Source organism: Maricaulis parjimensis, from assembly GCF_016817355.1.
Classification (GTDB): domain Bacteria; phylum Pseudomonadota; class Alphaproteobacteria; order Caulobacterales; family Maricaulaceae; genus Maricaulis; species Maricaulis parjimensis.
Genome location: NZ_JADOTT010000003.1, coordinates 358372 through 382990 on the forward strand (window position 1 = coordinate 358372; position 24619 = coordinate 382990).

Here is a 24619-nt window from a genome sequence, read left to right on the forward strand (position 1 = left end):
CTGCGCCCATCAAGGGCGAGGATGGGGGGTGATTCTACTCCCCGCCGTCTTCCACCAAACCATAGGCTTCAAACGCGCGGCGCATCTGGGCCGGTGGGCAGCCGAAGCCGTCATAGAGACCACGCAGATAGGCGCGGCGGCGCTGGGCCAAGTCGCGTTGCTCGCGGGCTTCGCTTTCAATCTGGCCGGCGCGGCCGATGAATCGGATGATCGGGCGAACCGGGTTCAAGCCGACAATGGAGGAGCGGTAGAGGCTGCGGGCGCCATCGGCCGCTGCATCAGGCGCCTGGGCAGCGATATGGGCGCTCTGGCCCATCCAGGTTTCATGATCGTGTTCACGTTCGTCGGCGAGGCGCTGCTCTTCCTCGACATCGGGACCCAGAACCACGGTCAGGCGGGCAATATCCCGCGCCACGGTGGAGCAACGCCGGTTCGAGCCGTCGCCGCCATAGGGGGTGGGCACGGTGTCATCACCTTCATCCACCATGATGGCACCAGGACGCTCACGCGGCAGGCCGATCGCATCCTCGACGGCCTCAGCGGTTTCGTCGCGCGCCATGCTGGCCGTGTTGCGTGTGGACGAGCAGGCGGTCGCCATCAGGGCGGCCACACAGCATGCACAAATACTCAGATATCCCCTCATGACGTCATGCTTAATCCAAGCGCGCACTGAAATCTCATCAAAAATGCTGAAATCGTATGGCAAAGCCACATTGACCCCCCGGAATCGCGCGTATAGGTTCCGCGCTCCTCGTGAGGGGAGCCTGTAGCTCAGTTGGTAGAGCAACTGACTTTTAATCAGTAGGTCCAGGGTTCGAATCCCTGCGGGCTCACCATCACTCTTCCCCTCGATGCCGGAACCGGATTGAGGGGCTTTCTTTCTGACACGCTTGACGCCCGGCAGATGCCGCCCCAGCCTCCTGATCAAAACGGGGAGGGGTGACATGCATATCCGGAATCTGGCCGTTGGGCTGTTGGGGCTTGTCCTGGCAGCGTGTTCAGGTGGTGAAGAAGCCGCGTTCGTACCGGTCGTCGCTGCCGACCTTGTTCGCCAGATACAACAGGGTGAGGTCGCCGGTTTCGAGACGGAAAGCGGAGCGGCGGCCTGGATGGCCGTGCCCTATGCCGCGCCGCCGGTTGGCGCCCTGCGCTGGCGGGCACCGCGGCCGGCGCTGGCCCGTCCCACGCGTCTTGATGCCCTCATGCCCGGCCCGGTCTGTCCCCAGATCACGAATACGCTCTCCACGGGTGGTGGCGCCGAGGTCGGTGATCTGATCGGTTCGGAAGACTGTCTGACGCTGGATATCTACGCACCCCGGGATGTGGGTCCCGATGAAGCCCTGCCGGTGATGATGTGGATCCACGGCGGCGCCAATGTCTGGGGAAGTTCCTCTGCCTATGACGGTTCCAGCCTGGCCAGCCAACAGGGTGTCATCATCGTCTCTGTCCAATACCGGCTGGGTCCGCTTGGCTTCCTGGCCCATCCCGCCTTGCGGGAGAATGCGGAACTGCCGGAGGATGCGGCGGCGAATTTCGCCTTGCTGGACCTGGTCGCGGCCTTGGTCTGGATCCAGGACAATATCGGCGCCTTTGGCGGCGATGCCGGCCGGGTCACCGTGTTCGGGGAAAGCGCCGGTGCCTATAATATCGCCGGTCTGATGGCGATGCCGCAGGCCCGGGGCCTGTTCCATCGCGCCATAATGCAGAGCGGCGGCACCGCGTCGGTGCCGCTTGATATCGCAGAGCACGGCGGCGGTACGGATGCTGTGGCCGGTCTGGCGGGCGCTGCGGCCATGGCCGGACCGGATGCCGATGGCGCCGCCCTTCGGGCCGTTCCACTTGAAACCGTGTTTGCGCCTTTTCGCGACGCGGCGGGGGAACTCACCTCGCTGCCCCGCATGATCGAGGATGGTGTCACCCTGCGCGAAGGCGGCATTCTGGCCGCTGCTGAAGATCCGGACGGGTTTGCGCCTGTGCCGCTGATCACGGGCACCAATCGTGACGAGATGAAGCTCTACATGGTGTTCGACCCTCAGCTGACCCGCCGTCTGGGCCCCTTGATCTGGCTGCGCGACCGGGACGTCTATGAGGCGGCTGTCGAGTATCCCAGCCGCAACTGGCGCTATAATGCCGTTGATGGCTTGCTGAACCGGCTCGCTGCCCATGGCCGCAATGATCTCTGGTCCTACCGCTTCGATTGGGATGAGGGCGGCTCCGTCCTGATCACCGACACCGGTGCCTTGCTCGGCGCGTCCCATGCCATGGAAATCCCTTTCGTCTTCAATCATTTCGAATTGTTCGGCTCGTTTGACCGTGTCCTGTTCAATGGGCGCAATGAGGTCGAACGGATCGAGCTGGCTGATGCGATGGGGGCATATTGGGCGCATTTCGCTGCCCATGGCGTGCCCGGGGACGGGATCGGCATGGGACCGGAATGGCCGCAATGGACGGACACCGGCACGGCCCTGCGCTTTGATACGCGCGCCGATGGCGGGCCAGAGGTCTTTTCTCGGACCGAAAGCCTGTTAGGCATCGCATCAGACCTGGCTTCGGATGATCGCATCAATGCGGCGCAGCGTTGCCGGATTGCCCATCTGATGATCGCCGGGCAGCCTTCCCTTTCGGGCGTGTTCGATGATGTTCTCGATTGTCCGGCGGACTAGCCGGCTGCTGGCGTGACAACACGGGAAAAAGCCCGGTCTTTTTTCAAATCACGCTGGTGAAGCGGCAAGGGCGCTGCTAGGTCTGGGGTCTACAGACATTTTGCAAGCGGGGCGGCGGCTTTGAACGACCTTCTGATCCAGGCGGCGATCTATTTGGGTGCGGGGGTTTTGGCTGTGCCGATTGCCCATCGTCTCGGTCTTGGGTCCGTTCTGGGCTATCTCCTGGCCGGTGTTGCTATCGCACCGCTACTGGACTGGGTCGGATCCAATCCCGAAAACGTCCAGCATTTTGCCGAGTTCGGTGTCGTTATGATGCTGTTCCTGGTCGGTCTTGAGCTTCAGCCGCGCCTGCTCTGGGAGTTGCGGCTGCGCCTGTTCGGACTGGGTGGGCTGCAGGTTGTGACAACCATGACGATCGTGGCCCTGTTGTGCATCCTGGCCGGTATCGAATGGCGCCTGTCGATCGCGCTGGGGATGATCTTTGCGCTCTCCTCGACCGCTATTGTCCTGCAAACACTGGGAGAAAAAGGCTGGCTGCGGACAGAAGGCGGGCAATCCTCTTTCTCGGTTTTGCTGTTCCAGGATATCGCCGTCATTCCCATGCTGGCCTTCCTGCCCTTCCTGGCCCTGCCGGGCGCGGAGGGGGTGGCAGGGGCAGTGGCCGACGGGCATGGTGCCGGCGATACGCCGATCTCCCACCTTCCAGCCTGGGCCCAGGGTCTGGCGACACTCGCCGCCGTCGCCATCATCATCGTCGGTGGCCGCTACCTCACCCGTCCCGCTTTCCGCATCATCGCTCGTACCGGCCTGCACGAACTCTTCTTCGCCGCAGCCCTGCTTCTGATCATCGGCATTGCCGTGCTGATGAGCCTCGTCGGCCTGTCGCCGGCGCTGGGGACATTCCTGGCCGGCGTGCTGCTGGCAGAAAGCGAATACCGTCACGAACTCGTCTCGGATCTGGAGCCGTTCAAGGGGCTTCTGCTCGGCGTTTTCTTTGTCACCGTGGGCGCGAACATGAATTTCGCGCTGCTCTCTTCGGAAGCCACGCTGGTCATCGGGCTGACGATCGGGTTGATCGCCTTGAAAGGGCTGATCCTTCTGGCCTTGGCCGTTCTGTTCCGCATGAAAGGTCGAGCCCGCTGGCTGTTCACCTTTGCCCTGGCGCAGAGCGGTGAATTCGGTTTCGTGCTGTTGGCCTATGGTACGGGCGTGCATGTCCTGCCGGACCGTGTCGCCGATATCGCGGCCCTCGTTGTGGCGCTGTCCATGATGGCGACCCCGCTCATCATGACATTGTTCGAGCGCGTTGTGTCACCGCGCGTGGCCCGTCGCACGACCGAGCGCATGGAAGACGAGATCGAGGAAGAGGCACCGGTCATCATCGCCGGTATGGGCCGGTTCGGACAGATCGTGCACCGGCTTCTCGTCATGGACGGGATCAAGCCGATCGTTCTGGACAATTCGGCGGAACATATCGACGGGCTGCGAAAGTTCGGCATCCAGGTCTATTACGGCAATGCGCTTCGGCCCGGCCTGCTGGAAGCGGCGGGCATTGCCCGCGCCAAACTCCTCGTCGTGTGCACCGATAACCGTGAGCGCGCCGTGGAGCTCGTCCACCATGTGAAATCGCGCTACCCGCATGTCCATGTCATTGCACGGGCGTCCAGCCGTGAACATGTCTATCAGCTCAGGGCCGCCGGTGCGGACAGTGCGATCCGGGAAATGTTCGGCTCGTCCCTGGAGGCCGCGACACAGTCTCTGGAAGTGCTCGGTCAGCCGCGTGAGCGGGCGGAGCGGAAAGCCGCAGCCTTCGCCAAACATGACGAGGAAAGCCTGCAACAGCTTTTCGAGGTGTGGGATTCCGAGATCGATGTGTTCGACAATGAGGCCTATATCGAAAAGGCCCGGTCGCGCGTCATGTCTCTCGAGGAGATCATGGCGGAAGATGTCGGAGAGCCCAGTCCGGAAGACGCGGATCGGGACTGAGGCTTTGTGAGCCTCTCGCGAAGACGCGAAACGATCCGGTTTCGCCTTTCAACCTCAATCGAACATGGTTAACCTTTTGGTCATGTTATCCGATGTGGGCCGAATCTGGTCGGGCGGGGCTGTGCTGAAATTCTGGCTTTCCGTTCTGATGCTTCTGTCGCTGGCGGCCGGTCCGGTCTTGGCCTGGCAGGATCCGGCTGCGTCCGGAGAGGAAGGTGTTGAAGCGGCTGAAGAGCCTGCACGTCCCGATTATGTCCGTCTGGATGTCTGGGCGCAGCGTCTGTCCGGCTGGACGCCCCAGACCATTGCGACGCTCGCGGACCTGCTTCACGATGCTCCCAGTCATGGTCTGCCGGACCAGGGTCCGGTGGCCGATGCCCTGATGGATCCGAACCGGTCGCTGGCCGAGCGGAGGGATCTGGCAAGCCGGGCGGCCCTGCGCTACGCGGGCTGGCTGGAATACGGGCTGATGGACCCGGAGCAATACGGGCCACGCGGGCTCTACCAGAACGAAGCGAGCTATCTCGTTTCGCGGCTCCAGGACGGGCTGGACGAGGGGCGACTGGTCCCGGTCTTCGCGGAGCGCGAACCCCAGGTCCGGGATTACGGCATTTTGCGCATGGAGATGCTGCGCATGTTGACGCTTCGTCCGATCTGGCCGGAGATCGCACCCGGTTCTTCGTTGCGTTTTGGCGATAGTGGCGTGCGGGTCGACCAATTGCGGGCCCGGTTGGCAGCCGAGGGGCTTCTGCTCGCGGATTGGGAGGAGGGGGCACCCTACGACACCCGCCTGGAGACAGCGGTGCGGCGTTATCAGGGGCGGGTCAATCTGTCGCCGACGGGGCGTCTGGATCAGCCCACTTTACGTCAGCTCAATATCTCTCCGCAGCAACGCATTGACCAGTTGCAGGCTAATCTTGAGCAAAGGCGCTGGCGAACGCGCCAGCTGGGTCAGCGGCATATCTGGGTGAATCTGGCGGATTTCCGGCTCGAAGCCTGGCGTGATGGCCGGTTGGAGCGCGAACACGAGGTCATGATTGGCGGTCAGGCCTCCTCCACACCGGAATTCTCCGAGGAGATGCAATACATTGTGCTGAATCCCTGGTGGGGGCTGCCGGCGGGCTCGGCCCGGTCACGTTTCCAGTCCATGCGGCGCAATCCGCGGATTGCGGACCAGTATGGCTTCCGGATCTTCAACGCATCGGGGCAGGCGATTTCCGTTTATGAGATCGACTGGAGCCGGTGGGGGGACAGCTGGCCCTATCGCATGTCCCAGCCGCCCGGTCCCACCAATCCGATGGGCGAGGTGAAGTTCATTTTTCCCAATCGTCACAATGTCTATATCCACGACACGATTGAGCGGGACCGTTTCGTGCGCACCCGGCGGGATTTTTCCGCAGGTTGCATCCGGGTCCAGGATCCATTGGCGCTCGCGGAATGGGTGCTCGACGGTCAGGATGGATGGTCGCGGGAGCGGATCGATTCTGTTGTTTCCGGATCCGACCCCACTGTGGTCTGGCTGGACAATCGTATTCCGGTTCATATCGCCTATTGGACGGTCGTCGGCGACACGGATGGGCGTGTCCGCTATCTGCATGATCTGTATCGCCGCGACAGCCGCGTCATCGAGGCCTATGCCGAACAGGTCGACGCCTTTGCCGAATCCTTTCCCGTGCCACGCTCCGGGCAGGGTGTGACGGGTGTTTCGGTGCGGCGCTGAGCCGCTATGTCGCAGGGAACGCAACCGGACCGGGAGAAGGCCCGGTGCAGGTCTGCACTATGCGCCTGATGGGGGAGCTGTTGTGACGCTTTTCCCTAGTCCACTGAATCTCATCAGGGAATGGGCGCAATTGCGGCGAAAACCCGTCATGCCTGTCACTTCGTTGCAACGCAGCGATTTTTTTGCATCTCATCGCCCCGGGGGGCGTGATCGCTATGGCGCTCGCTGAGTAATTGTAGTAGGGAAATGAGGAGGAAACGCCCGCGAGGGGTGATTCCTCGTGGTCGGTATTCGACCGATTGCGATCCGTCACACCAAGGAAGCGTCAGCTTCCGGAGGGGGAATGATGAAAAAACGGCTTTTTACGGCGGCCGCCGTCGGGGCCTTGTTGGCAGCGGGTCCCGCGTTCGCTGACGAAGGCTGGTATGTGCGTGGTTCCGTCGGTTACGGCGGCCCGGGCGACACCGACGTCTCTGGCTCGCTGAATGGCGAAATCCAAGGTGAAGGCAATTGGCGCGAAGCCGTGGCCCTCGGTTACGAGTGGGCTGACGGTTTCCGTTTCGAAGGCGAACTGGCCCACCGGTACAATGATACCGGCGCGGTTGGCGGCTTCGAGAACAGCCTGAGCGATTTCCAAATCTGGACGGTGATGGCCAATGCCATCTTCGACTTCAATCCGGATGGTTCCTATCACCCGTATGTGGGTGTGGGTCTGGGTCTGGGCGAAGTGTCCGGCACCCTGGCTGGTTGGTCCGCTGGCACGATGCCGCCGGTCCCGACTCCGGCTGACTACGTTCTGGCTCAGGACAGCGACAACCCGTTTGTCTGGCAGATCCTGGCCGGTATCGGTTGGGAACTGACCGAGCGTCTGACCCTCGACACCGAATATCGTTATTTCTCGGCTTCCAGCACGGATTTTGATCCGGGTGTGAGCGTTGACGCTCTGGCCGGTCACGAGGCCTGGATCGGCCTGCGGTACTCGTTCGCGGCTCCGCCGCCTCCGCCGCCGCCCCCGCCGCCGCCTCCGCCCCCGCCCCCGCCGCCTCCGCCGCCTCCGCCTCCGCCGCCGCCGCCTCCGGCTTGCGACGATGTGAGCTTCCCGGTCTACTTCGAGTGGGACCGTGCGGATCTGACGGATCAGGCTCGTGCCGTGATCGCTCAGGCTGCCAGCCAGCGCGGTAGCTGTGGCGTCACCCGCGTGACCGTCGCCGGCTTCACCGACCGTTCGGGCGCTGCGTCCTACAATGTCGGCCTGTCCGAGCGTCGTGCCCGTGTCGTCCGCGACGAGCTGGTTCGCCTCGGCGTTGCAGCCTCCACGATCTCGATGGAAGCGTATGGTGAGACCCGGAACGCGGTTCAGACCGCTGACGGTGTCCGCGAGCCGCTCAACCGTCGTACGGAAGTGGTCATCGTTCTCGACTAAGGTCGATTGCGATCCCAAACCAAGTGATGCGGCCCGGCTTTCGCCGGGCCGCATTTCTTTTGCGCGCCGTTCTGGCGTGCTGATCTTCCAGATTGGAATATCCGTGCTCAATCCGGGGTGGATGGCAGACGAAATGGTCGCTTTTACCCCGATGCTGAGGACGTGCTTGACCCGGTGAATTCCGGGGTCCACACCGGCAGGACAGGGTGTGGTCCAGGCGCGTCAGCGCCGCATTGCCAGGAGGGCAGAATGAGCAAGCCGGACAAACCGTATCGAAAGCGCGAAGTGGCCGGGCATGTCCTGAGCCCTGGGACCCAGATGATGAGCTATGGCTATGATCCCAAGCTCTCTGAAATGTCGATCAAGCCGCCGGTCTTCCTGACCTCCACTTTCGCCTTCGAAAGCGCCGAAGCCGGTGCTGCCTTCTTCCGCGTCACGCTCGGCCAGGCCGAAGAGGGCGATCCGGAAGTCGCGGGCCTGATGTATTCGCGCTTCAATAATCCGAACATGGAAGTGCTCGAGGATCGTCTCGCTCTCTATGATGGCTCGGATGATTGCTGCGTCTTCTCCTCCGGCATGGCGGCAATCTCCACCACGCTGATGGGACTGGCCCATGCCGGCTCGGTGATTCTCCAGTCCACGCCCCTCTATGGCGGTACGGAGAGCCTGATCCGTAAATTCCTGCCGCACTATGGCATTGAGTCCGTCGACTTCTTTGCCGGGGCGGGTGAAGCGGAAATCGAACGCGCGGCCGAAGAAGCGATGGCCAAGGGCGAAGTCTCCGTCATCTATACCGAGACCCCGACCAATCCGACCAATGATCTGGTCGATCTGCATTTCTGCCGGGCACTGGCAGACCGGATCGCCGAGAAGCAGGGCAAGCGCCCCTATCTCGTTGTCGACAACACCTTCCTTGGCCCGGTCGGTCAGAAGCCGATGGAATTGGGGGCCGACGTCGTCGTCTACTCCCTGACCAAATATATCGGTGGTCATTCCGATCTCATCGCCGGTTCCGCGTCCGGTACGGCTGAGGCCATGGCCCAGGTGCGCGGCCTGCGTGGCTATCTGGGGACCAATCTGGACCCGCATACCTGCTGGATGCTGCTGCGCTCGCTGGAAACGGTGAAGATCCGGATGGAAGCCGCAGCGCTGGGCGCCCGCAAGGTTGCCGAATTCCTGCGCGATCATCCCAAGGTCAACCGGGTGCGCTATCTGGGCTTCCTGGAAAAGGGCACGCGCGATGGTGACATCTTCCACGCCCAGTCCAGCTCGGCCGGTTCCACCTTCGCCTTCGACCTGGCCGATGAAGGCGCGGCTTTCCGCATGCTCAATGCGCTGCAGGTGATGAAGCTCGCCGTCAGCCTGGGCGGTACGGAAACCCTGATCTGTCATCCGGGCTCGACCACGCACCGCGGTGTCGATCCGGAATTGCGCAAGCGCCAGGGCTTCTCCGACGGTCTGGTTCGCATCTCAGTGGGGATCGAGAATCCGGACGATCTGATTGCCGACCTCCGTCAAGCGCTGGAACAGGCCTGATCCCGAACACAAAGCATCCCTGCGGGCAGTCTGTCCGCAGGGGTGGACCTGTTGCCTTAAAGGTCTATCACTGAGACATGCAGGACAGATTGGATCTCAATTCCGACGAAAAGGCCGTGCTCGACTGGGTCGACAGCCGGGCCGACCACATGATCGAGACCGTCAAGGCGTGGTCAGCGATCAATTCCGGCAGCCGCAATACGGACGGGCTGGAACGCATGCGCGCCTGCCTGGAAACGGCATTCGAGGAGCTGGGCGGCGAGATTTCAGCCGTTGATCTGCCGCCGACGACCATTGTCGACCCGGACGGAACGGTCCGCCAGCAGGATTTCACACCGTCCTTCCATTGCCGTCTGCGCCCGCAAGCGCCGATCCGCATTGTCCTGACCGGCCACCACGACACGGTGTTTCCCGCTGACAGCCATTTCCAGTCCACACAGTTGTGGGATGCGGACACGCTGAACGGACCCGGTGTCGCGGACATGAAGGGCGGCATTCTGGTGATGCTGCACGGCCTGCTCGGTCTGGAACGTTCACCCTGGAAGGATGAGATCGGCGTCGATGTCCTGATCTCTCCGGACGAAGAGATCGGGTCGCTGGGCTCCGGTCCTATCCTGGCGGAACTGGGAGCGGGTGCTGATCTCGGCATGACCTATGAGCCAGCCCTGGCGGACGGTTCCCTGGCGGGCGCCCGCAAAGGGTCCGGCAATTGGTCGATCAAGCTCTCGGGCCGTGCCGCTCATGCCGGGCGGGAACACCATCTGGGTCGCAATGCGCTGGCCGCAGCCTGCCAGTTCGGCCTGGGGCTGGATGAACTCAATGGCCGCCGTGAAGGCGTCACTTTCAACCTGGCGCGGATTGATGGCGGCGGTCCGCCCAATGTCGTCCCCGACAATGCTGTGGCCCGTTTCAATGTTCGGGTGCAGACCGAAAATGACCGTACTTGGGTTGAGGCTGAGCTGGAGCGGCTTCTGGACGAGGTTCGGGTCCGCGACGGTATCGAAGCTGAACTGCACGGGGGCTTTACGCGTCCCCCCAAGCCGATGACGCCGGCCAATGCCAAAATGTTCGAATGGACCCGTGCGGCCGGAACGGCGCTGGGTCTGGATATTCGCTGGCAGGACACGGGCGGCGTCTGCGAAGGCAATAATCTGTGGGCGGCCGGTTGTCCGAATGTGGATACGCTGGGTGTCCGGGGTGCAGATATTCATTCCGACCGCGAGATCGTGAAGCTGTCCAGCTTTGCCGAACGCGCGAAACTGTCCGCCATCATGCTCATGAAATTTGCCCGGGGTGAGTTCAACGCGCGCGAAGCGCGGGCGCTCGCCAAGGCGACATAAACACAAGAACAAAAACGATCGGGGAGGGGTTATGCTGATCGTACGTGCAGCCCGGACATCAGATATTGATGATCTGGTGCGCCTGGCCGGTGAAGCCGGCACGGGGTTCACATCTCTGGCGGTCCCGCCGGAGGTATTGGCCGAACGGCTGGAAAAGTCCGAGGCGGCCTTCAAGGCCCAGGATCCTGGCCAGACCGAGGATACCTACCAGCTCATGCTGGAAGATACGGAGTCCGGCCGGATCATCGGCTGCTCGGCCATCAAGGCGATGGTCGGAGTGTCGAAACCCTATTGGGATTTCAAGATCATCACACTGGCCCAGCATTCCTCCGAAGCGGATCGCCGTTTCGACATGGACGCCATGCTGCTGGTCAATGATTTTGCCGGTTCCTCGGAAGTCGGGACGCTCTTTGTCTCCGAGGCCGGTCGTGGCACGGGGGCCGGACGTCTGGTCGCCCAGTCGCGTTATCTGATGATTGCCGCTGACCGGAGCCGTTTTGGCGACCGGGTCCTGGCGGAGCTGCGCGGTGTTGTGAAAGACGACGGGTCATCGCCCTTCTTCGACGCGGTGTCCCGCCCCTTCTTCCGGATGGACTTTGATGATGCCGACCGGCTGTCCGCGGCCACCGACAACCAATTCATCCTCGATCTGGGGCCGCAGCATCTCATCTATCTCGACCTGCTTCCCGCGGCCGTCCGCGACGTGATCGGCAAGCCGCATCCGCATGGGGAAGGGGCTTACAACCTGCTTCTCTGGGAAGGCTTCCACTATGATCGCTATGTCGACATTTTTGATGGTGGTCCTCTGGTTTCCACCTGGACCGAGAATGTCCGCACATTGCGCGAAAGCCGCGAAGTGACGGTGAAGGCGGCGTCTGCCCCCGGTACCGCCGAGGGCATTCTCTCCACCGACCGTTTTCCCGATTTCCGGACCTGCCAGGTCAACGCCATTGATGACGGCGATGTCCTGGGCATTTCCAATGATGTCATGCAGGCGCTCGACCTGCGAGAGGGCGACAAGGCCCGCTTCTGGCGACGCAAGAGGTAACCCCATGCTGTTTATCAATGGCGCTTGGCACGAAGGTGCCGGCGCGGCCTTCACATCCGAAAACCCGGCCACTGGCGATACGGTCTGGCAGGGCAAGGGCGCCGATCCGGCCGATGTCGATGCGGCGTTCAAAGCCGCACGGGCAGCCTTCCCGGCCTGGGGCCGCGCGCCGGTTGAAGATCGCATCGCGATTGTCGAACGCTTCAAATCCGTGCTGGAAGAGCGCAAGCCGGAACTGGCCGAACTGATTTCCCGCGAGACCGGCAAGCCGCGCTGGGAAGGTCTCGCCGAGGCCGGGGCCATGATCGGCAAGGTCGATATCTCGATCAAATCCGCTGCGGAGCGTACGGGAGGCTATGTCAGCGAAACCGCCTTCGGTCATGCCCGTCTGGCCCACAAACCGCTCGGCGTCATGTTCGTGCTCGGGCCGTATAATTTCCCGGGTCACCTGCCCAATGGCCACATCATTCCGGCGCTGATCGCCGGCAATACGATCGTCTTCAAGCCGTCCGAGATCACGCCGGGTGTCGGCGAGGCGATGGTGAAGGCCTGGGAGGCTGCGGGGCTACCGGCCGGTGTGCTGAACCTGGTCCAGGGGGCTCGCGAAACGGGTGCGGCGGCGCTGGATCATGCCGATCTGGATGGCGTCCTGTTCACGGGTTCCTGGACGACGGGACGTTTCATCCACGAGAAATTTGCCGGCCGGACCGGCATCCAGCTTGCACTGGAAATGGGCGGTAACAACCCGCTCGTGGTCTGGGATGCCGAAGATGCTGAAGCCGTGGCCCGTATCGCGGTCCACTCCGCCTATATCACCGCCGGCCAGCGCTGTTCCTGCGCCCGCCGCCTGATCGTGCCGGAAGGCGCGGTTGGCGACGCGATCGCGGAGGCGATCATCCGCATCGCCAATCAGCTCACCATCAACCGCTGGGATGCCGAGGAAGAACCCTTCATCGGCCCGCTCGTCTCGGCCCGTGCGGCGCAAGGCGTGCTCGATGCGCAGACGGATCTGGTCAAGCGCGGGGCCAAACCGCTTCTGGAGGCAGTCCGAGTGCCCGAGCTGGGCGAGGCCTTCATTCGCCCCGGCTTGCTGGATGTCACCGGGATAGATGTTCCCGACGAGGAAATCTTCGGGCCCATGATCCAGCTGACACGCGTTGCCAGCTTTGATGATGCGATCACCGCTGCAAACAATACGGCCTATGGCCTGTCGGCCGGTCTGGTCAGCGATGATGAAGCGCTCTGGGAACGTTTCTGGGTGGAAGCCCGTGCCGGCATCGTCAACTGGAACCGCCCCACCTGTGGTGCCGCCTCCAACATGCCCTTTGGCGGGCCTGGGCAATCGGGCAATCTGCGTCCGAGCGCCTATTATGCAGCCGATTATTGCGCCTATCCGGTCGCGACCCAGGCCGCATCCAAGCCGGAACGCATGGCGGTCAAGGGAGTGGATTGATGGCACGCGAGGCGAATTTCGACGGGCTGGTCGGTCCGACGCACAATTATGGCGGATTGTCGGACGGCAATCTGGCCAGCGCCCGCAATGAAGGTCTGATCTCCTCGCCGCGGGCTGGCGTTCTGGAAGGTCTCGCCAAGATGAAGCGCCTGGCCGATAGCGGCCTGGTCCAGGGCCTGCTGCCACCGCATGAGCGCCCCTATCTCCCGCTCCTGCGTCGCGCCGGCTTTTCCGGATCGGATGCCCAGGTGATCGAAGCGGCCTGGAAGTCTGCGCCGGGTCTCTTGCGCAAGGCGTGCTCGGCCTCGCCGATGTGGGCCGCCAATGCAGCGACCGTCTCGCCGTCTGCCGATACCGCTGATGGACGCCTTCATTTTACGCCCGCCAATCTTCTGACAACGTTGCACCGCTCCATTGAGGGCGAGCAGACCAAGCGGGCACTCGACTGGGCCTTCCCGGATAGCCAGCGCTTTGCCGTTCATGATGTCCTGCCCATGCAGCCGGATTTCGCGGATGAAGGCGCGGCCAACCATGTCCGCCTGTGTGCGGAGCAGGGGGGCGAGGGCGTCGAGATCTTCGTTTATGGCCGAACAGCCGATGAAGCCTGGAGCGGAAAATTCCCGGCCCGTCAGACTCTGGAGGCTTGTCAGGCGGTCGCGCGCTCGCATGGACTGGATCCCAAGCGCACCGTGTATCTGCGCCAGTCGCCTGACGCAATTGATGCAGGCGCTTTTCACAATGATGTCGTCTGTGTCGGCACGCGCACCACGCTTTTCTTCCACGAGTTGGCATTCGCCGACCGCGAGGGCGCGCTGGAAGCCATTCGCCGGGCTGCTGACGGATTGTTCGAGCCGGATTTCGTGGAAGTGCCCCAGGCCGAAGTGCCGATTGGCGACGCCATCACCTCCTACCTGTTCAATTCCCAGCTCCTGGAATGGCCGGGCGAGGACCGTCTGGTCCTGATCGCGCCGAAGGAAACCGAAGAGACGGCCAGCACCCGTGACTATTGTGCCGCCATGACGGCCGGAAATGGCCCCATCGGTCGCGTGGAGTTTGTCGAGGTCCGGCAGTCCATGCGCAATGGCGGTGGGCCGGCCTGTCTGCGCCTGCGTGTGGTCCTGACAGATGCCGAGCAGGCAGCTGTCTCGCCGAATGCGCTGATGTCGGACGCCTTGTATCCCAAACTCGTGGCCTGGGCGGAAAAGCACTACCGGGAAGAATTGGCACCGGATGACCTGGCCGACCCGGCGCTTCTCGTCGAGAGCCGGCAGGCCTTGGACGCTTTGTCGCAACTTCTCGTTCTGGGAGGGGATTACTACCCGTTCCAGCGCGGATAGACTGTCAGGGAATCAAACCCGAATACGGGTCATGCAAGATCGGACGCCAAAGCTATCCAAATCCGAAAATCATGATAGCTTGCGCGCTTCAATTTCGCCGGGGAGTGGCAGATTGAGTGACCGTCAGACCGTAACTGTCATCCTCGTGGATGATGACCCGGACGAGCATTTCCTGTTCCGGGCAGATCTGGAAGATTCCGGAGTCCATTTTGAATTTGAGGCGTTTACTCGCCCGGAGGATGCTTTGGACTGGTTGCGGGCGTCGCCGGGCAAGCCGGTTCTGATCCTGTCGGACCTGTCGCTCGCCGGTCATGACGCGGTGGACTTCATTGCGGCGTCCGGCCCGCTCATGGGCGAAGGGGCTGTCGGCGTCTATTCTGGTACCCGCAATCCGGAGGTCGAGGCCAAGTGCCGCGAAGCCGGCGCCAGCTTCTACATCGTCAAACCGGTGACGCGTTCCGTGTTCGAAAAGACGATCGCGGAAGTCGAGGCCTTCGACCTGGAAGACCGTGATGGCGGGCTTTATCTGGTCCTGGCCAAAAGTGGCGCAGCCTGACCCTTCTCAGTCCGTGTCTCAGACCGCGATAGCGTGGCCTGTCAGGCCGCCGGCATGCGCATATTCCTGCGTGCCGCGCGTATAGACCTTGTCCGTGTCCAGAATATCGCTCGGTGCCAGTTCGGGCATTTGCGGCAGGCGCTCATAGATCGGCGCGAAATCGGCATAGGTGGCTTCCATCAACTCGTCATAGCTGTCGATGACGAAATAGGATTGCTGGAAGTCGTCATAGCGGTAGTCAGTCCGCATGATGCGTTCGAGATCAAAGTGAATGCGGTTGGGGGAACGGGCCTCCAGCGAGAAAATGCTCTCGGCTTTGGAGGAGACGATACCGGCGCCATAGATCCGGCGTCCCTCAGGCGTGTTGATCAGGCCGAATTCCACCGTGTACCAGTAGAGCCGCGCCATGTTCTTGATCGTGTCGAATTCAAGCGAGCGCAGCCCGCCGCGTCCGAAGGCCTGCATATAGTCTGCAAAGACGGGCTGGGTCAGCAGCGGCACATGGCCGAAGACATCATGGAAAATGTCGGGCTCGGGCAGATAGTCCAGCTTCTCGCCATCGCGCATGAAACGGCCCGACACGAAACGCCGGTTGGCCAGGTGTTCGTAGAACTCCTTCTCGGGGATCAGTCCCGGAACCGTCACAACGGTCCAGCCCGTCAGCTTCTCCAGCTTCTCATTGACGCGCCGGAAGTCGGGAATGCCGCCCTCATTGAGATTGAGGAGTTCCAGGCCGCGGAAATGTTCCGGCGCGGCGCGGCCCTTGAGCACACCCATCTGGCGCTCATAAAGCGTTGTCCAGATGGCGTGTTCCTCCGGCGTATAGAGGTCCCATTTCTGGTCGATGGTAAAGTCGGCGGCAGGGGTCTGTTCCGCGACAACAGGATCATTGACGGGCATGACGCAGCCTCCACAGGGCAACTAGTTTCATTTGAAACTAAATATACGCCTGATTTGCCCGTCACCCAAGAGGCCGGTTGCAGAATATGAAAAGGGCCGCGCAAGCTGTGTTGCGCGGCCCTGATCCGTGATCACGAGATGACCTAGTAATCGATCGGTCGTACCGAGGAGATCTCGCGGTTGAGCAGGTGAAGATTGTCCACCTCGCCGGACACTTCATCGCACCGGCCCCGGAAATTGGAGTCCTCACAGACCAACCAGCGGCCGCGACCCCGGACTTCCAGGCTCAGTGCCCGGTCGTTGAAGCCCAGATATTCCAGATTGGTGACTTCATCATCGATCCGTACCGAGCGTCCCGACTGGCTGAACCCGTCATAGAGGATGATTTCTTCGCGGCGATCCCAGCCGCCACCACCGCCCCAATTGCGGTCGATGCGGCGCATGGAGGAGATGCGGTTGGCCAGGCCGTAGCGGGACAGATTGTGCACATCATCGTCCAGCTCTTCACAGCGGCCCCGGAAGTCGGAGTCCTCGCAGACCAGCCAGCGCTGACCGCGCGGGATCTGGATGGAGCTGGCCTGGTCATTGAAGTTGTAGCGGCGCAAATCCCGGACTTCCTCATCAATGGCGACGCTTTCGCCATAGAAGTTCGGGCCGCGGAACAGGATGGCTGACCGGCGGCTATTGCCCCAACCGCTATCATTGTCCCAGCCACCACCATTCCAATTGCTGTCGACACGGCGCAGGGAGGTGATCCGGTTGCGCAGGCCCAGGGCACCCAGATCCCGGACTTCGCCTTCCACGCGCTGGCAGCGGCCGCGCATATAGTCATCTTCGCAGATCACCCAGGTCTCGCCGCGGGCGACGATCAGGCTGTCGGCGCGGTCGTTGAAGCCCATCCGGGTCAGATTGTCCGTATCGCCGGAGACATCGACCCGCTGGCCCTGGAAATCCACGCCGTCATAGAGGAAGACGCCATTGCGCGGGCGGTCATTGCGGTCGCCACGGCCCGGACGCGAGCCATAATCCGGTTCTGCCGAAGAGATCTCGGCCGACATGCCGCCGCCGATATTGGGCATGTCACGATCAATCTGCATGCAGGCGCCGCCGAAATTGGCGTGCTGGCAGGCCAGCCAAGCGCGACGGCCGGAGTGCCGCACGGACCGGGCTTGGTCGTTGAAGTTATACTGGCGCAGATCCGGCGACGAGACCGTGAGGGTCACCGAACGGCCTGTATAGTTCGGGCCGGAATAAAAAGTGATGGCCTCGCCGGACGGGCGGTTGCCGCCGCCCGGGCCGGGCCGGTTTCCGCCGCCGGAGACCGGGCGCAACGAGGTGATCTGGTCATTCATGCGGCCCAGATTCTGGCCATCGGATGAGTAGGTGATGCAGGTGCCGCGATAATCATCATGTTGGCACAGCTCCCATTCCCCGCGCACGACGCGGAAAGAGGAGGTGCGATCATTGAAGCCCCGGGAATCCAGATTGCGGACATCGCCGGTAATACGCACCTGCTGACCGTTGAAATTCGGACCGTCGAACAGGATGATTTCCTGCGCCGAGGCGGTCGCGCCCAGGGTTCCGCCGGCCACCAGGGCCGCCATCGAGATCACGATCTTGCGCATTGCCATTTTGTCCTCTCCTCCGGTGCAGGCGTCGCTCACTACAGGGAGTGATACCGACAAGCGCCTGAATGCTCCCGCACTGACAGGTTCATGCCCCATTCATTCCCCGAACGCTGACCCGGGCCCCGAACGCTGATCCGGGACCGGCCGATCAATTGGGATCGTCCGTTGTCTCCTCATCCTGCTGCTGAGTATCGCGCGAGCGGCGCGAATTCAGAAGGCCTTGCAGGAGCTGTTGGGCCGGATCGGCCTGCGGCTCTTCGTCACTTGCGTCGTCAGTCTGGCTGTCCGGACTGCCCAGTCCGATCGCATTGCGCAGGGCGTCACGGGCCGTGTCCTCCAGGCTTTGGGAGCCATTACCGCCTACAGCGTTGCGCAGGGCACCCTGCAGCAGGGCCTGGCCGACCGCTTCTGTATCCACCCCGATGGAAACCGAGTTGAAGCCGCCGCGAATGCGGATCGGTACGATCACGCCCTGCAGATCGCTGGCGCCACCCTGGCCCTCGATCGAGGCGACGGCACGCGGTCGCAGCCGGTAATCCAATGATTGTCCCGCCAGATTGACAGTGCCCAGGCCTTCAACCCGCAACAGGGGCGAGAGCATCAACAGGTCCTGATTGCTCAATTGCCCGTCCACAATGGTGAAAGTCCCGCCCAGGCTCGTAAAGTCCGTGGTCTGGGTCTCGCCGGTTTCCGCGGCTTCACTATCCTCGTTCGACGTCTCCGCATCGGCGGCATTGTTGCGGTTCAGGAAACTGGACACATTGCGGATCGTCTGGGCGATATTGATGCCGACGATTGCGCCGTCCGCGAAGTTGAAATTCCCGTTCCCGTCCAGCGAATTCATGATCGCCGCCTGGCTGTTGCCGGTGGCGGAGAAGTTCAACGCCATGGAACCGGTGCCCTGCAGGCGGTCAAAGCCTGCCGCCGCTTCCAGGAAGGGATAGGCGTCCAGACCGGTCAGGCTGGCCTCCAGCGAGAAACTGGGCGTGGCCGAGCGTGCATTGGCCACCACCGTGACGGTGCCGGCGCCTTCATAAAGCGAGATGCGCTGCAGGCGGGCGACAAGACGGGAATTCTCGAGCGCGACATTCAGGGCCGCATCGGAGACTTCCAGATCGCGATAGGTGAGTTGGCCGACGGTGAGTTCGAGCAGGGCGTTGACCACGCCTAGGCCGGCCAGGTCGATCGGTTCCTCACTCCAGGGCGGAACGCCGCCGCCGGAAGACGGGGCCTCGTCTGCGGCTTCCGGCAAATAGGGCGTGACGTCCAGCGCCGGCAGGTCCAGCGAGCCCGTTATGCGCGGCTTGCTGCCGGACAGGTCAGCGGCAAGACCGCCCGATCCCGTGATATCGTCCAGACGCAGGCTGTCCGCGGTCAGTTCAAGGCGGGAGGTCGTGCCGGAAATCCTGCCAGATGTGGAAAACCGCTCCAGATTCTCGCCCGGCGGCAATTCGGCGCCGGCGAAGGCGGCCAGGGCCCGGATGTCGGGAATATCGGCGCTGATCGCACCGGCCAGGGCGATGGCCTCGCCCTCGGGAATTTCGCCGTCAAAGCCCAGATCGATCAGCCGGCCACCCAGATTGAGGACGAGCGGGGTGGCCCGGCCCTCGAAGAAGTCTCGGATCGATCCCAGGCGGGCATCGAATTCCAGTGCTTCACCATTGGCTGCCAGTGAGCCATCGATCCGGGTTTCCGTATCCAGCGAGGGCAGGGCGATGGCCAGGTTGAGCCCGGTGATCTCCTGGCTTTGCACACCGTCGGAGAAATAGATGGCCGCATTCTCGATGCGCACATCACCGAAACTGGCCTCGATCGGCAGGGCGCCCGGCTGGCGCACGAACCCGCCTGACGAGGAGGAGGCCGGCGCGGGCTCCGCATCTTCGGCAGCAAAGGTCCAGTTATTGGCACCGCCGCGCTGTTCCAGCCGGATCACCGGCTCGACCAGCACGAATTCGGTGATCTCGACCCGACGGGAGAGGAGGGGCAGCAATTCCACGCCGACCCGCATCTGGCGCATTTGCGCAAAGGCGTCTTCGCCGAACCCGTCCGCATTGGCGATGGAGACATTGTCCGCCTGCACCTGGACGCGAGGAAACAGCGTCAGGCTGACATCCCCGGCCAGCACGACATCCCGGCTCAGCGCCTGGCTGGCCGCCTGTTCCACACGGTCCTTGTAGGCCGAGGCCGGAATGATCGCCGGCAGGATGAACAGGGCGGCCACGATCAGGCCGGCGACAATAATCAGGCCAATGCCCAGGCGTTTCATGAGGAGTGCTCCATCGCGAGTTTTGACGGCATGATAGCAGGGGAATTTATCGCTTTCTTGGCGAGACGAACGCCCACTTCTGGTTTAGTCTAAGCCCGATTGTGTCGGAAAACCAAAGGGGAAGGTGGTATGCCGGACAAGAATTCCAATCTGTCGCTCATGCGCCGTCGCGAACTCATCATTGGCCTCGCTGCCGGAACGGTCGTGCCGTTTGTCGGTGGTTGCGCCGACAATGCCGCTCTCGGCCGGTCCCAGCTCATGCTGGTTTCCGACGGACAGCTGGCCCAGCTCTCCGACCAGGCCTGGCAGGACAGCCTCCAGCGCGAGCGTGTACTGCGCGACCCAGCCTATACCCGCCGCCTCCAGCGCGTGGGGGAGCGCGTCGTGCGTGCCTCCGGTCAGACCCATCATAATTGGGAATTCGTCGTCTTCGACAGCGATACGGTGAATGCTTGGGTCCTGCCGAACGGCAAGGTCGGCTTCTACAAGGGCATTCTGGATATCATGGAGACGGATGATCACCTCGCCACCGTGATGGGCCATGAAGTCGGCCATGTGGCCGGCCGTCACTCCGCCGAGCGCGCCAGCCAGCAAATGGCGGCCCAGGTCGGCGTGTCTCTGCTGACCAGCGCTCTGGGGTCTTCCGGCAGCCAGTATTCGCAATATTCCGACGATATCGGCGCGGCCCTCGGTATGGGCGTCACCTATGGTGTGATCCTGCCCTACTCGCGTGAGCATGAATATGAGGCAGACCGGCTAGGTGTCGACTATATGGTCGGCTCCGGTTACGACCCGCGCCAGGCCGTTGATTTTTGGGTCGCGATGTCAGCCATGAATACCCATAACGTGGCTGAATTCACCTCGACCCACCCTTCCGACGACAACCGGATTGCGGCGATGCGCGCGCATATCCGTGACCGGGGCTATGTCTGAGGATCACAAGGATTGGCGGGCGGCCGGCAAGGGGGCGCAGCACGGGCTGCAAAACCCCTGACAAGCCGGTTGCCAGTCACCCGGTCTGGCGCTAGTTTCCCGCGCCTTACGCCGAGGTGCTTTGCCCTTGGCCAGCGTGCCGCCTTAGCTCAGTTGGTTAGAGCGCTAGATTGTGGATCTAGAGGTCCCCCGTTCGAACCGGGGAGGCGGTACCATTTTCCTTTCCCCCGCGCATACCGCACATTCTGACATCGCCAGTGGTCATCCCGTCCGGTCGCGCTAATTTCGTGGCCAATGAAAAGAGGTCGGCATGGACGGTCAGCTCATCGAACCGGAAGAGACATTCATCCCGCTCGCCGATGGCGAGATGGCGGTGCGGCGCTGGGTCAGTCCGGGCAAGCCGGTGCTTCTCTTTGCCCATGCCAACGGGTTTTGCGGCTCGGCCTATACGCCGCTTCTGGCGCCGCTGGCGGGTGATTACGAGATCATCGTGCCGGATCTGCGCGGGCATGGGCGTTCGCGTCTGCCGGCGAATCCGGACACGCATCGCAGCTGGGACATTTATGCGCGCGACCTTCTCGCCCTGATCGACACGCTGGAGCGCAAGCCGGACATCATGGCCGGGCACTCCATGGGGGCTGTCAGCTCGCTCCTGGCGGCTTCCCAACTGGACAGCGTGCCGCGCCTCATCCTGATCGAACCCGTCGTGATGCCGCCTTCGGCCTATCTCCTGTTTGGCGGCCCCCTGGCACCCTTCTTCAAGAACAAGATGCCGATCGCCCGTCAGGCACGCCGCCGCCGTAATGGCTGGCCGGATCGTGAGGCGGCGCTGGCGCGCTATGGCAATCATCCGACCTTCAAACGCTGGGCCCCGGGCATGCTGGAGGCCTATCTGCTCGATGGTCTGGCCGAGCAGGCCGACGGCACGATCGCGCTGGCCTGTGATCCCGCCTGGGAAGCGGCCAATTACGAGGCGCAGGGGCATGATATCGGCCGGGCTTCGCGCAAGGCGGCCTCGCGCGCCAGCGTGCTCAAGGCGGAGTTCGGATCAACCGTGATCCGGCCGGCGGCGCTGACAGGCCGGGGCGCATCCCTGACCCGGATGGACGGGGTCGGGCATCTCGCGCCGATGGAAGCACCGGACCGGGTGCGGGACTGGCTGAAGGGCGAACTCGCCAGCTAGTCTGCCGCCGCTATTCTGCGCTGTCCTCGGCTTCGGCGCGTTCAGCGATCAGGGCACGGGCCGCATCAGCGCTCTCCACTTCCTCGACCGTGTCGATGAAACAGCGCATCCCGTCATCCAGCGTGATGTATTCATTCATCGGGTAGTGCAGCGTGGTGGTGGCGGGGAAGCTGGTTGCCAGCTCGATACCGAAATTCAGGCCCGGACAGCGGCGGCGAAGCGTCACCAGATAGTGTCGGCTGGCGCCGCCATTGAGCAGGACATGCTCGCGGTCCAGAACGTTATAGCCGTTGACATTCACCAGCCGGACCGGGGCGGACGTTTCCGTGGCGGTGCTGGCGCAGGCGGTCAGGCCGGACAGGCTCGCGGCCACGAGTGCGGACGAAATCAGATGCTTCATGATGGTACCACTCCTCTCGTCCCTCAGCGTCAGGATTTCAACGCGGGCATGGGCCCGGGTCAAGCGGTCTGACGGCATTGTTAACGCGCAATTAGCCATGATGGGGCGACTCTGATCGTCTGATTCGATCCAGTGATTCCCGGAGAGCGATGTGGTCAGTCCCGTCGAAAATCCCAGCCAGGACTTCATGACCCGCACCTTGCGACAGGCTGCGCAGGAAACCGGCACGGATTTCAACTATTTGCTGCAGACCGCTGCGCGCGAGAGCAATTTCGACGTTCGCGCCGAAGCCTCCACATCCAGTGCGACCGGCCTGTTCCAGTTCATCGAGCAGACCTGGCTTGGCGTCATGCATCGCCGGGGTGCCGATCACGGATATGGTGATGCCGCCTCCGCTATCAGCCAGGATGCCAATGGCCGCTATGTCGTGGCCGACCCGGTCCAGCGACAGCGGATTCTTGATCTTCGCTTTGATGCGGAGGCCTCGGCGCGCATGGCCGGTGAACTTGCGGCTGAGAATGGCCGGGTGATCCAGTCCCGCGTCGGACGTGAGGCGACATCGGGTGAACTTTATGCCGCGCACTTCCTCGGCGCCCAGGGGGCTGCCAGCCTGATTGAGGCCGCCGAGGCCGATCCGGGCCAGCGTGCCGATCGCCTGTTCCCGGCGGCGGCGCGCGCCAATCGCGCGATTTTCTATGAGAACGGCCAGGCCCGTTCGGCGCAGCAGGTTCTGGCTGCGCTCACAGGTGAACGCGGTACGCCGGTTGTTCCGGCCAATCTCGCGCCGGCTTCCAATGAGGGGCAGACCATCCAGTTGACGGGGCGCTACACCCCCGTCCGCAATTCGGTTGTGGCGCCGGGTTCTTTCAATGCCGGGACGGGCGAACTGTCACCGACCCTCGTGGAAATTCTGGCGTCCCTGGACGCACCGCAGGCTGCATCGCGCAGCCGCAACTCCTGAAGCCGGGCTTGTCCGGCAAGTTTTCGTTAAGCATGCGGGACCTAGTGTCCGCCTTGCAAAACAATGAGATGGACGTGAGATGAGCGTTGTTGCGCTGCGTAACCGCCTGACCCAGGACGATATTCGCCGCTTGATCAAGGGCGAGAATGATGAGGTTCGGGCCATGGCTGCGCGCAAGGTCTGCCGCCGCATGGACTCGCCCAGCCTGACCCAGGCCGAGCGGGAGGCTGCGCGTACCGTCCTTGAGCTGATCGCCAGCGATGCTGCCGAGCTTGTGCGCCGCGCCCTGTCTGTCACGCTTCGCCAGTCTCCCAATCTTCCCCGTGACATCGCGGTTCGCCTCGCCATGGATGTCGACACGGTTGCCTTGCCGGTGATCGCGGAGTCTCCGATCCTGGAGGATGAGGATCTCCTGGCCGTTCTCGCAGAGGCCGGTACGTCGAAGCGGTGTGCGGTCGCATCCCGGGCCGATGTGTCGGAACCGGTCGTCCACCGGATTCTCGATTCCGGTGACGCGGTCGCGATCGGCGCGGCGGCGGGCAATGATGGCGCGCGCTTTGACGCGGATGCCTATCAGCGCGCCTTTGCCGATTTCTGCGAAAATGCCGAGGTCATGGACGCCTTTGTGGCCCGTTCGCATCTTCCGCTAGACATCACAGAGCGACTGATCTCCCACATTTCCGACACGGCCATGCAGCGTCTGGTGACGCATCATGCCCTGCCGCCGCAGCTGGCTGTCGAGATTGCCGAGGGCATGCGCGAGCGCGCCACGATCGATCTGGTCGACCAGGCTGGCCTGGCGCACGACCCGATGCATTTCGTCCAGCAATTGCGGATGAATGCCCGGCTGACGCCGTCACTCATCTTGCGCGCCCTGTTGCGCGGTCATGTCGCCTTTGTCGAGCATGCCTTCGCCGAACTCGCCGGGGTCAGTCATTCCAAGGCCTGGCTGCTGGTCCACGATGCCGGGCCGCTGGGCTTGCGCGCCATTTATGACCGCACCGGCATGCCGCCACGTCTCTATCCGGCGGTTCGTGCCGCGCTCGACGTGCTGCATGGCATGCAGATGCCGCAGGACGAGGCTGGCCGGGCCCAATTCCGCCGGCGCCTCGCCGAACGCGCCATCACGCGCTTCCAGGGACTGCCGGAAGCCGATGTCGACTACATCCTGTCCCGGATCGACTCCGATGAAGCCGAACTGGCCCGGGCCAGCTGATCCCGCACAGTGTTTCGGACATGAAAAAGGCCGCCCCGAAGGGCGGCCTTTTCTGTTCATGCCGTTGATG

The 24619-nt window shown here is 62.9% G+C and carries 19 protein-coding genes and 2 tRNA genes; 16 read left to right on the plus strand and 5 right to left on the minus strand.

Annotated elements, in window-relative coordinates; all coding sequences use genetic code 11:
- Positions 1-34: 34 nt before the first annotated feature.
- Positions 35-598 (minus strand): hypothetical protein, encoded by a 564-nt coding sequence (locus I0K07_RS07395; RefSeq protein ID WP_203292194.1) that lies wholly within the window; start codon positions 596-598, stop codon positions 35-37.
- 162 nt (positions 599-760) lie between these two features.
- Here I0K07_RS07395 and I0K07_RS07400 point away from each other — a divergent pair.
- The 11 genes from I0K07_RS07400 (at position 761) to I0K07_RS07450 (ending at position 15062) form a co-directional block, all read left to right on the plus strand.
- A tRNA-Lys gene (locus I0K07_RS07400) sits at positions 761-836 on the plus strand.
- A 108-nt stretch (positions 837-944) separates the two neighbouring features.
- On the plus strand, positions 945-2663 hold the full coding sequence (locus tag I0K07_RS07405; RefSeq protein ID WP_203292195.1) for a carboxylesterase/lipase family protein: 1719 nt from the start codon (positions 945-947) through the stop codon (positions 2661-2663).
- Positions 2664-2783: 120 nt separating this feature from the next.
- Positions 2784-4649: a monovalent cation:proton antiporter-2 (CPA2) family protein gene (locus I0K07_RS07410; RefSeq protein WP_203292196.1), complete on the plus strand. Its 1866-nt coding sequence runs from the start codon at positions 2784-2786 to the stop codon at positions 4647-4649.
- 82 nt (positions 4650-4731) lie between these two features.
- Positions 4732-6369: a L,D-transpeptidase family protein gene (locus I0K07_RS07415; protein ID WP_203292197.1), complete on the plus strand. Its 1638-nt coding sequence runs from the start codon at positions 4732-4734 to the stop codon at positions 6367-6369.
- A gap of 346 nt (positions 6370-6715) precedes the next feature.
- Positions 6716-7792, plus strand: coding sequence for an OmpA family protein (locus I0K07_RS07420; RefSeq protein ID WP_203292198.1), 1077 nt, complete (start codon positions 6716-6718; stop codon positions 7790-7792).
- 249 nt (positions 7793-8041) lie between these two features.
- Positions 8042-9328, plus strand: coding sequence for a cystathionine gamma-synthase family protein (locus I0K07_RS07425; protein ID WP_203292199.1), 1287 nt, complete (start codon positions 8042-8044; stop codon positions 9326-9328).
- A gap of 77 nt (positions 9329-9405) precedes the next feature.
- A complete protein-coding gene (locus I0K07_RS07430) occupies positions 9406-10668 on the plus strand; it encodes a hydrolase (RefSeq protein ID WP_203292200.1) in 1263 nt (420 codons plus the stop codon).
- Between the two features lie 31 nt (positions 10669-10699).
- Positions 10700-11716 carry an arginine N-succinyltransferase gene (locus I0K07_RS07435; protein WP_203292201.1) on the plus strand — a complete coding sequence of 339 codons (1017 nt, stop codon included), beginning with the start codon at positions 10700-10702 and terminating at the stop codon, positions 11714-11716.
- A 4-nt stretch (positions 11717-11720) separates the two neighbouring features.
- Positions 11721-13169, plus strand: a complete 1449-nt coding sequence (gene astD / locus I0K07_RS07440; RefSeq protein WP_203292202.1) for a succinylglutamate-semialdehyde dehydrogenase — start codon at positions 11721-11723, stop codon at positions 13167-13169.
- The gene (gene astB / locus I0K07_RS07445) at positions 13166-14506 is read left to right on the plus strand and encodes an N-succinylarginine dihydrolase (protein WP_203292203.1); all 1341 of its coding nucleotides are present in this window, start codon (positions 13166-13168) and stop codon (positions 14504-14506) included. The genes astD and astB overlap by 4 nt, the downstream gene beginning before the upstream one ends.
- A 112-nt stretch (positions 14507-14618) precedes the next feature.
- Positions 14619-15062 (plus strand): response regulator, encoded by a 444-nt coding sequence (locus I0K07_RS07450; RefSeq protein WP_203292204.1) that lies wholly within the window; start codon positions 14619-14621, stop codon positions 15060-15062.
- An 18-nt stretch (positions 15063-15080) separates the two neighbouring features.
- Here I0K07_RS07450 and phhA read toward each other — a convergent pair whose 3' ends face one another.
- The 3 genes from phhA to I0K07_RS07465 all read right to left on the minus strand — a co-directional run bounded on the left by phhA (position 15081) and on the right by I0K07_RS07465 (position 19856).
- Positions 15081-15962 carry a phenylalanine 4-monooxygenase gene (gene phhA, locus I0K07_RS07455; RefSeq protein WP_203292205.1) on the minus strand — a complete coding sequence of 294 codons (882 nt, stop codon included), beginning with the start codon at positions 15960-15962 and terminating at the stop codon, positions 15081-15083.
- A 143-nt stretch (positions 15963-16105) separates the two neighbouring features.
- Positions 16106-17593, minus strand: coding sequence for a beta/gamma crystallin-related protein (locus I0K07_RS07460; RefSeq protein ID WP_203292206.1), 1488 nt, complete (start codon positions 17591-17593; stop codon positions 16106-16108).
- 145 nt (positions 17594-17738) lie between these two features.
- Positions 17739-19856, minus strand: coding sequence for an AsmA family protein (locus I0K07_RS07465; protein WP_203292207.1), 2118 nt, complete (start codon positions 19854-19856; stop codon positions 17739-17741).
- A gap of 129 nt (positions 19857-19985) precedes the next feature.
- On the opposite strand from I0K07_RS07465, the gene I0K07_RS07470 reads away from it, so the two are divergent.
- The 3 genes from I0K07_RS07470 (at position 19986) to I0K07_RS07480 (ending at position 21972) form a co-directional block, all read left to right on the plus strand.
- A complete protein-coding gene (locus I0K07_RS07470) occupies positions 19986-20789 on the plus strand; it encodes a M48 family metallopeptidase (protein WP_203292208.1) in 804 nt (267 codons plus the stop codon).
- A gap of 138 nt (positions 20790-20927) precedes the next feature.
- Positions 20928-21004, plus strand: a tRNA-His gene (locus I0K07_RS07475).
- 95 nt (positions 21005-21099) lie between these two features.
- Positions 21100-21972, plus strand: a complete 873-nt coding sequence (locus tag I0K07_RS07480) for an alpha/beta fold hydrolase (RefSeq protein ID WP_203292209.1) — start codon at positions 21100-21102, stop codon at positions 21970-21972.
- A 10-nt stretch (positions 21973-21982) separates the two neighbouring features.
- On the opposite strand, the gene I0K07_RS07485 is transcribed toward I0K07_RS07480, so the two are convergent.
- A complete protein-coding gene (locus tag I0K07_RS07485) occupies positions 21983-22372 on the minus strand; it encodes a DUF6491 family protein (protein WP_203292210.1) in 390 nt (129 codons plus the stop codon).
- Positions 22373-22523: 151 nt separating this feature from the next.
- Between I0K07_RS07485 and I0K07_RS07490 the strand changes: the two genes are divergently transcribed.
- Together I0K07_RS07490 and spbR are read left to right on the plus strand one after the other, a co-directional pair.
- The gene (locus I0K07_RS07490) at positions 22524-23333 is read left to right on the plus strand and encodes a hypothetical protein (protein WP_203292211.1); all 810 of its coding nucleotides are present in this window, start codon (positions 22524-22526) and stop codon (positions 23331-23333) included.
- Positions 23334-23412: 79 nt separating this feature from the next.
- The gene (spbR, locus tag I0K07_RS07495) at positions 23413-24549 is read left to right on the plus strand and encodes a SpbR family protein (RefSeq protein ID WP_203292212.1); all 1137 of its coding nucleotides are present in this window, start codon (positions 23413-23415) and stop codon (positions 24547-24549) included.
- Positions 24550-24619 lie beyond the last annotated feature (70 nt).

Bases quoted from the DNA above. Each gene is read 5' to 3' on its own strand.
- I0K07_RS07395 (WP_203292194.1), bottom strand. From the start codon at position 598: ATGGCGACCGCCTGCTCGTCCACACGCAACACGGCCAGCATGGCGCGC.
- I0K07_RS07405 (WP_203292195.1), top strand. From the start codon at position 945: ATGCATATCCGGAATCTGGCCGTTGGGCTGTTGGGGCTTGTCCTGGCA.
- I0K07_RS07415 (WP_203292197.1), top strand. From the start codon at position 4,732: ATGTTATCCGATGTGGGCCGAATCTGGTCGGGCGGGGCTGTGCTGAAA.
- I0K07_RS07420 (WP_203292198.1), top strand. From the start codon at position 6,716: ATGAAAAAACGGCTTTTTACGGCGGCCGCCGTCGGGGCCTTGTTGGCA.
- I0K07_RS07425 (WP_203292199.1), top strand. From the start codon at position 8,042: ATGAGCAAGCCGGACAAACCGTATCGAAAGCGCGAAGTGGCCGGGCAT.
- I0K07_RS07430 (WP_203292200.1), top strand. From the start codon at position 9,406: ATGCAGGACAGATTGGATCTCAATTCCGACGAAAAGGCCGTGCTCGAC.
- I0K07_RS07435 (WP_203292201.1), top strand. From the start codon at position 10,700: ATGCTGATCGTACGTGCAGCCCGGACATCAGATATTGATGATCTGGTG.
- astD (WP_203292202.1), top strand. From the start codon at position 11,721: ATGCTGTTTATCAATGGCGCTTGGCACGAAGGTGCCGGCGCGGCCTTC.
- phhA (WP_203292205.1), bottom strand. From the start codon at position 15,962: ATGCCCGTCAATGATCCTGTTGTCGCGGAACAGACCCCTGCCGCCGAC.
- I0K07_RS07460 (WP_203292206.1), bottom strand. From the start codon at position 17,593: ATGGCAATGCGCAAGATCGTGATCTCGATGGCGGCCCTGGTGGCCGGC.
- I0K07_RS07465 (WP_203292207.1), bottom strand. From the start codon at position 19,856: ATGAAACGCCTGGGCATTGGCCTGATTATTGTCGCCGGCCTGATCGTG.
- I0K07_RS07470 (WP_203292208.1), top strand. From the start codon at position 19,986: ATGCCGGACAAGAATTCCAATCTGTCGCTCATGCGCCGTCGCGAACTC.
- I0K07_RS07480 (WP_203292209.1), top strand. From the start codon at position 21,100: ATGGACGGTCAGCTCATCGAACCGGAAGAGACATTCATCCCGCTCGCC.
- I0K07_RS07485 (WP_203292210.1), bottom strand. From the start codon at position 22,372: ATGAAGCATCTGATTTCGTCCGCACTCGTGGCCGCGAGCCTGTCCGGC.
- spbR (WP_203292212.1), top strand. From the start codon at position 23,413: ATGAGCGTTGTTGCGCTGCGTAACCGCCTGACCCAGGACGATATTCGC.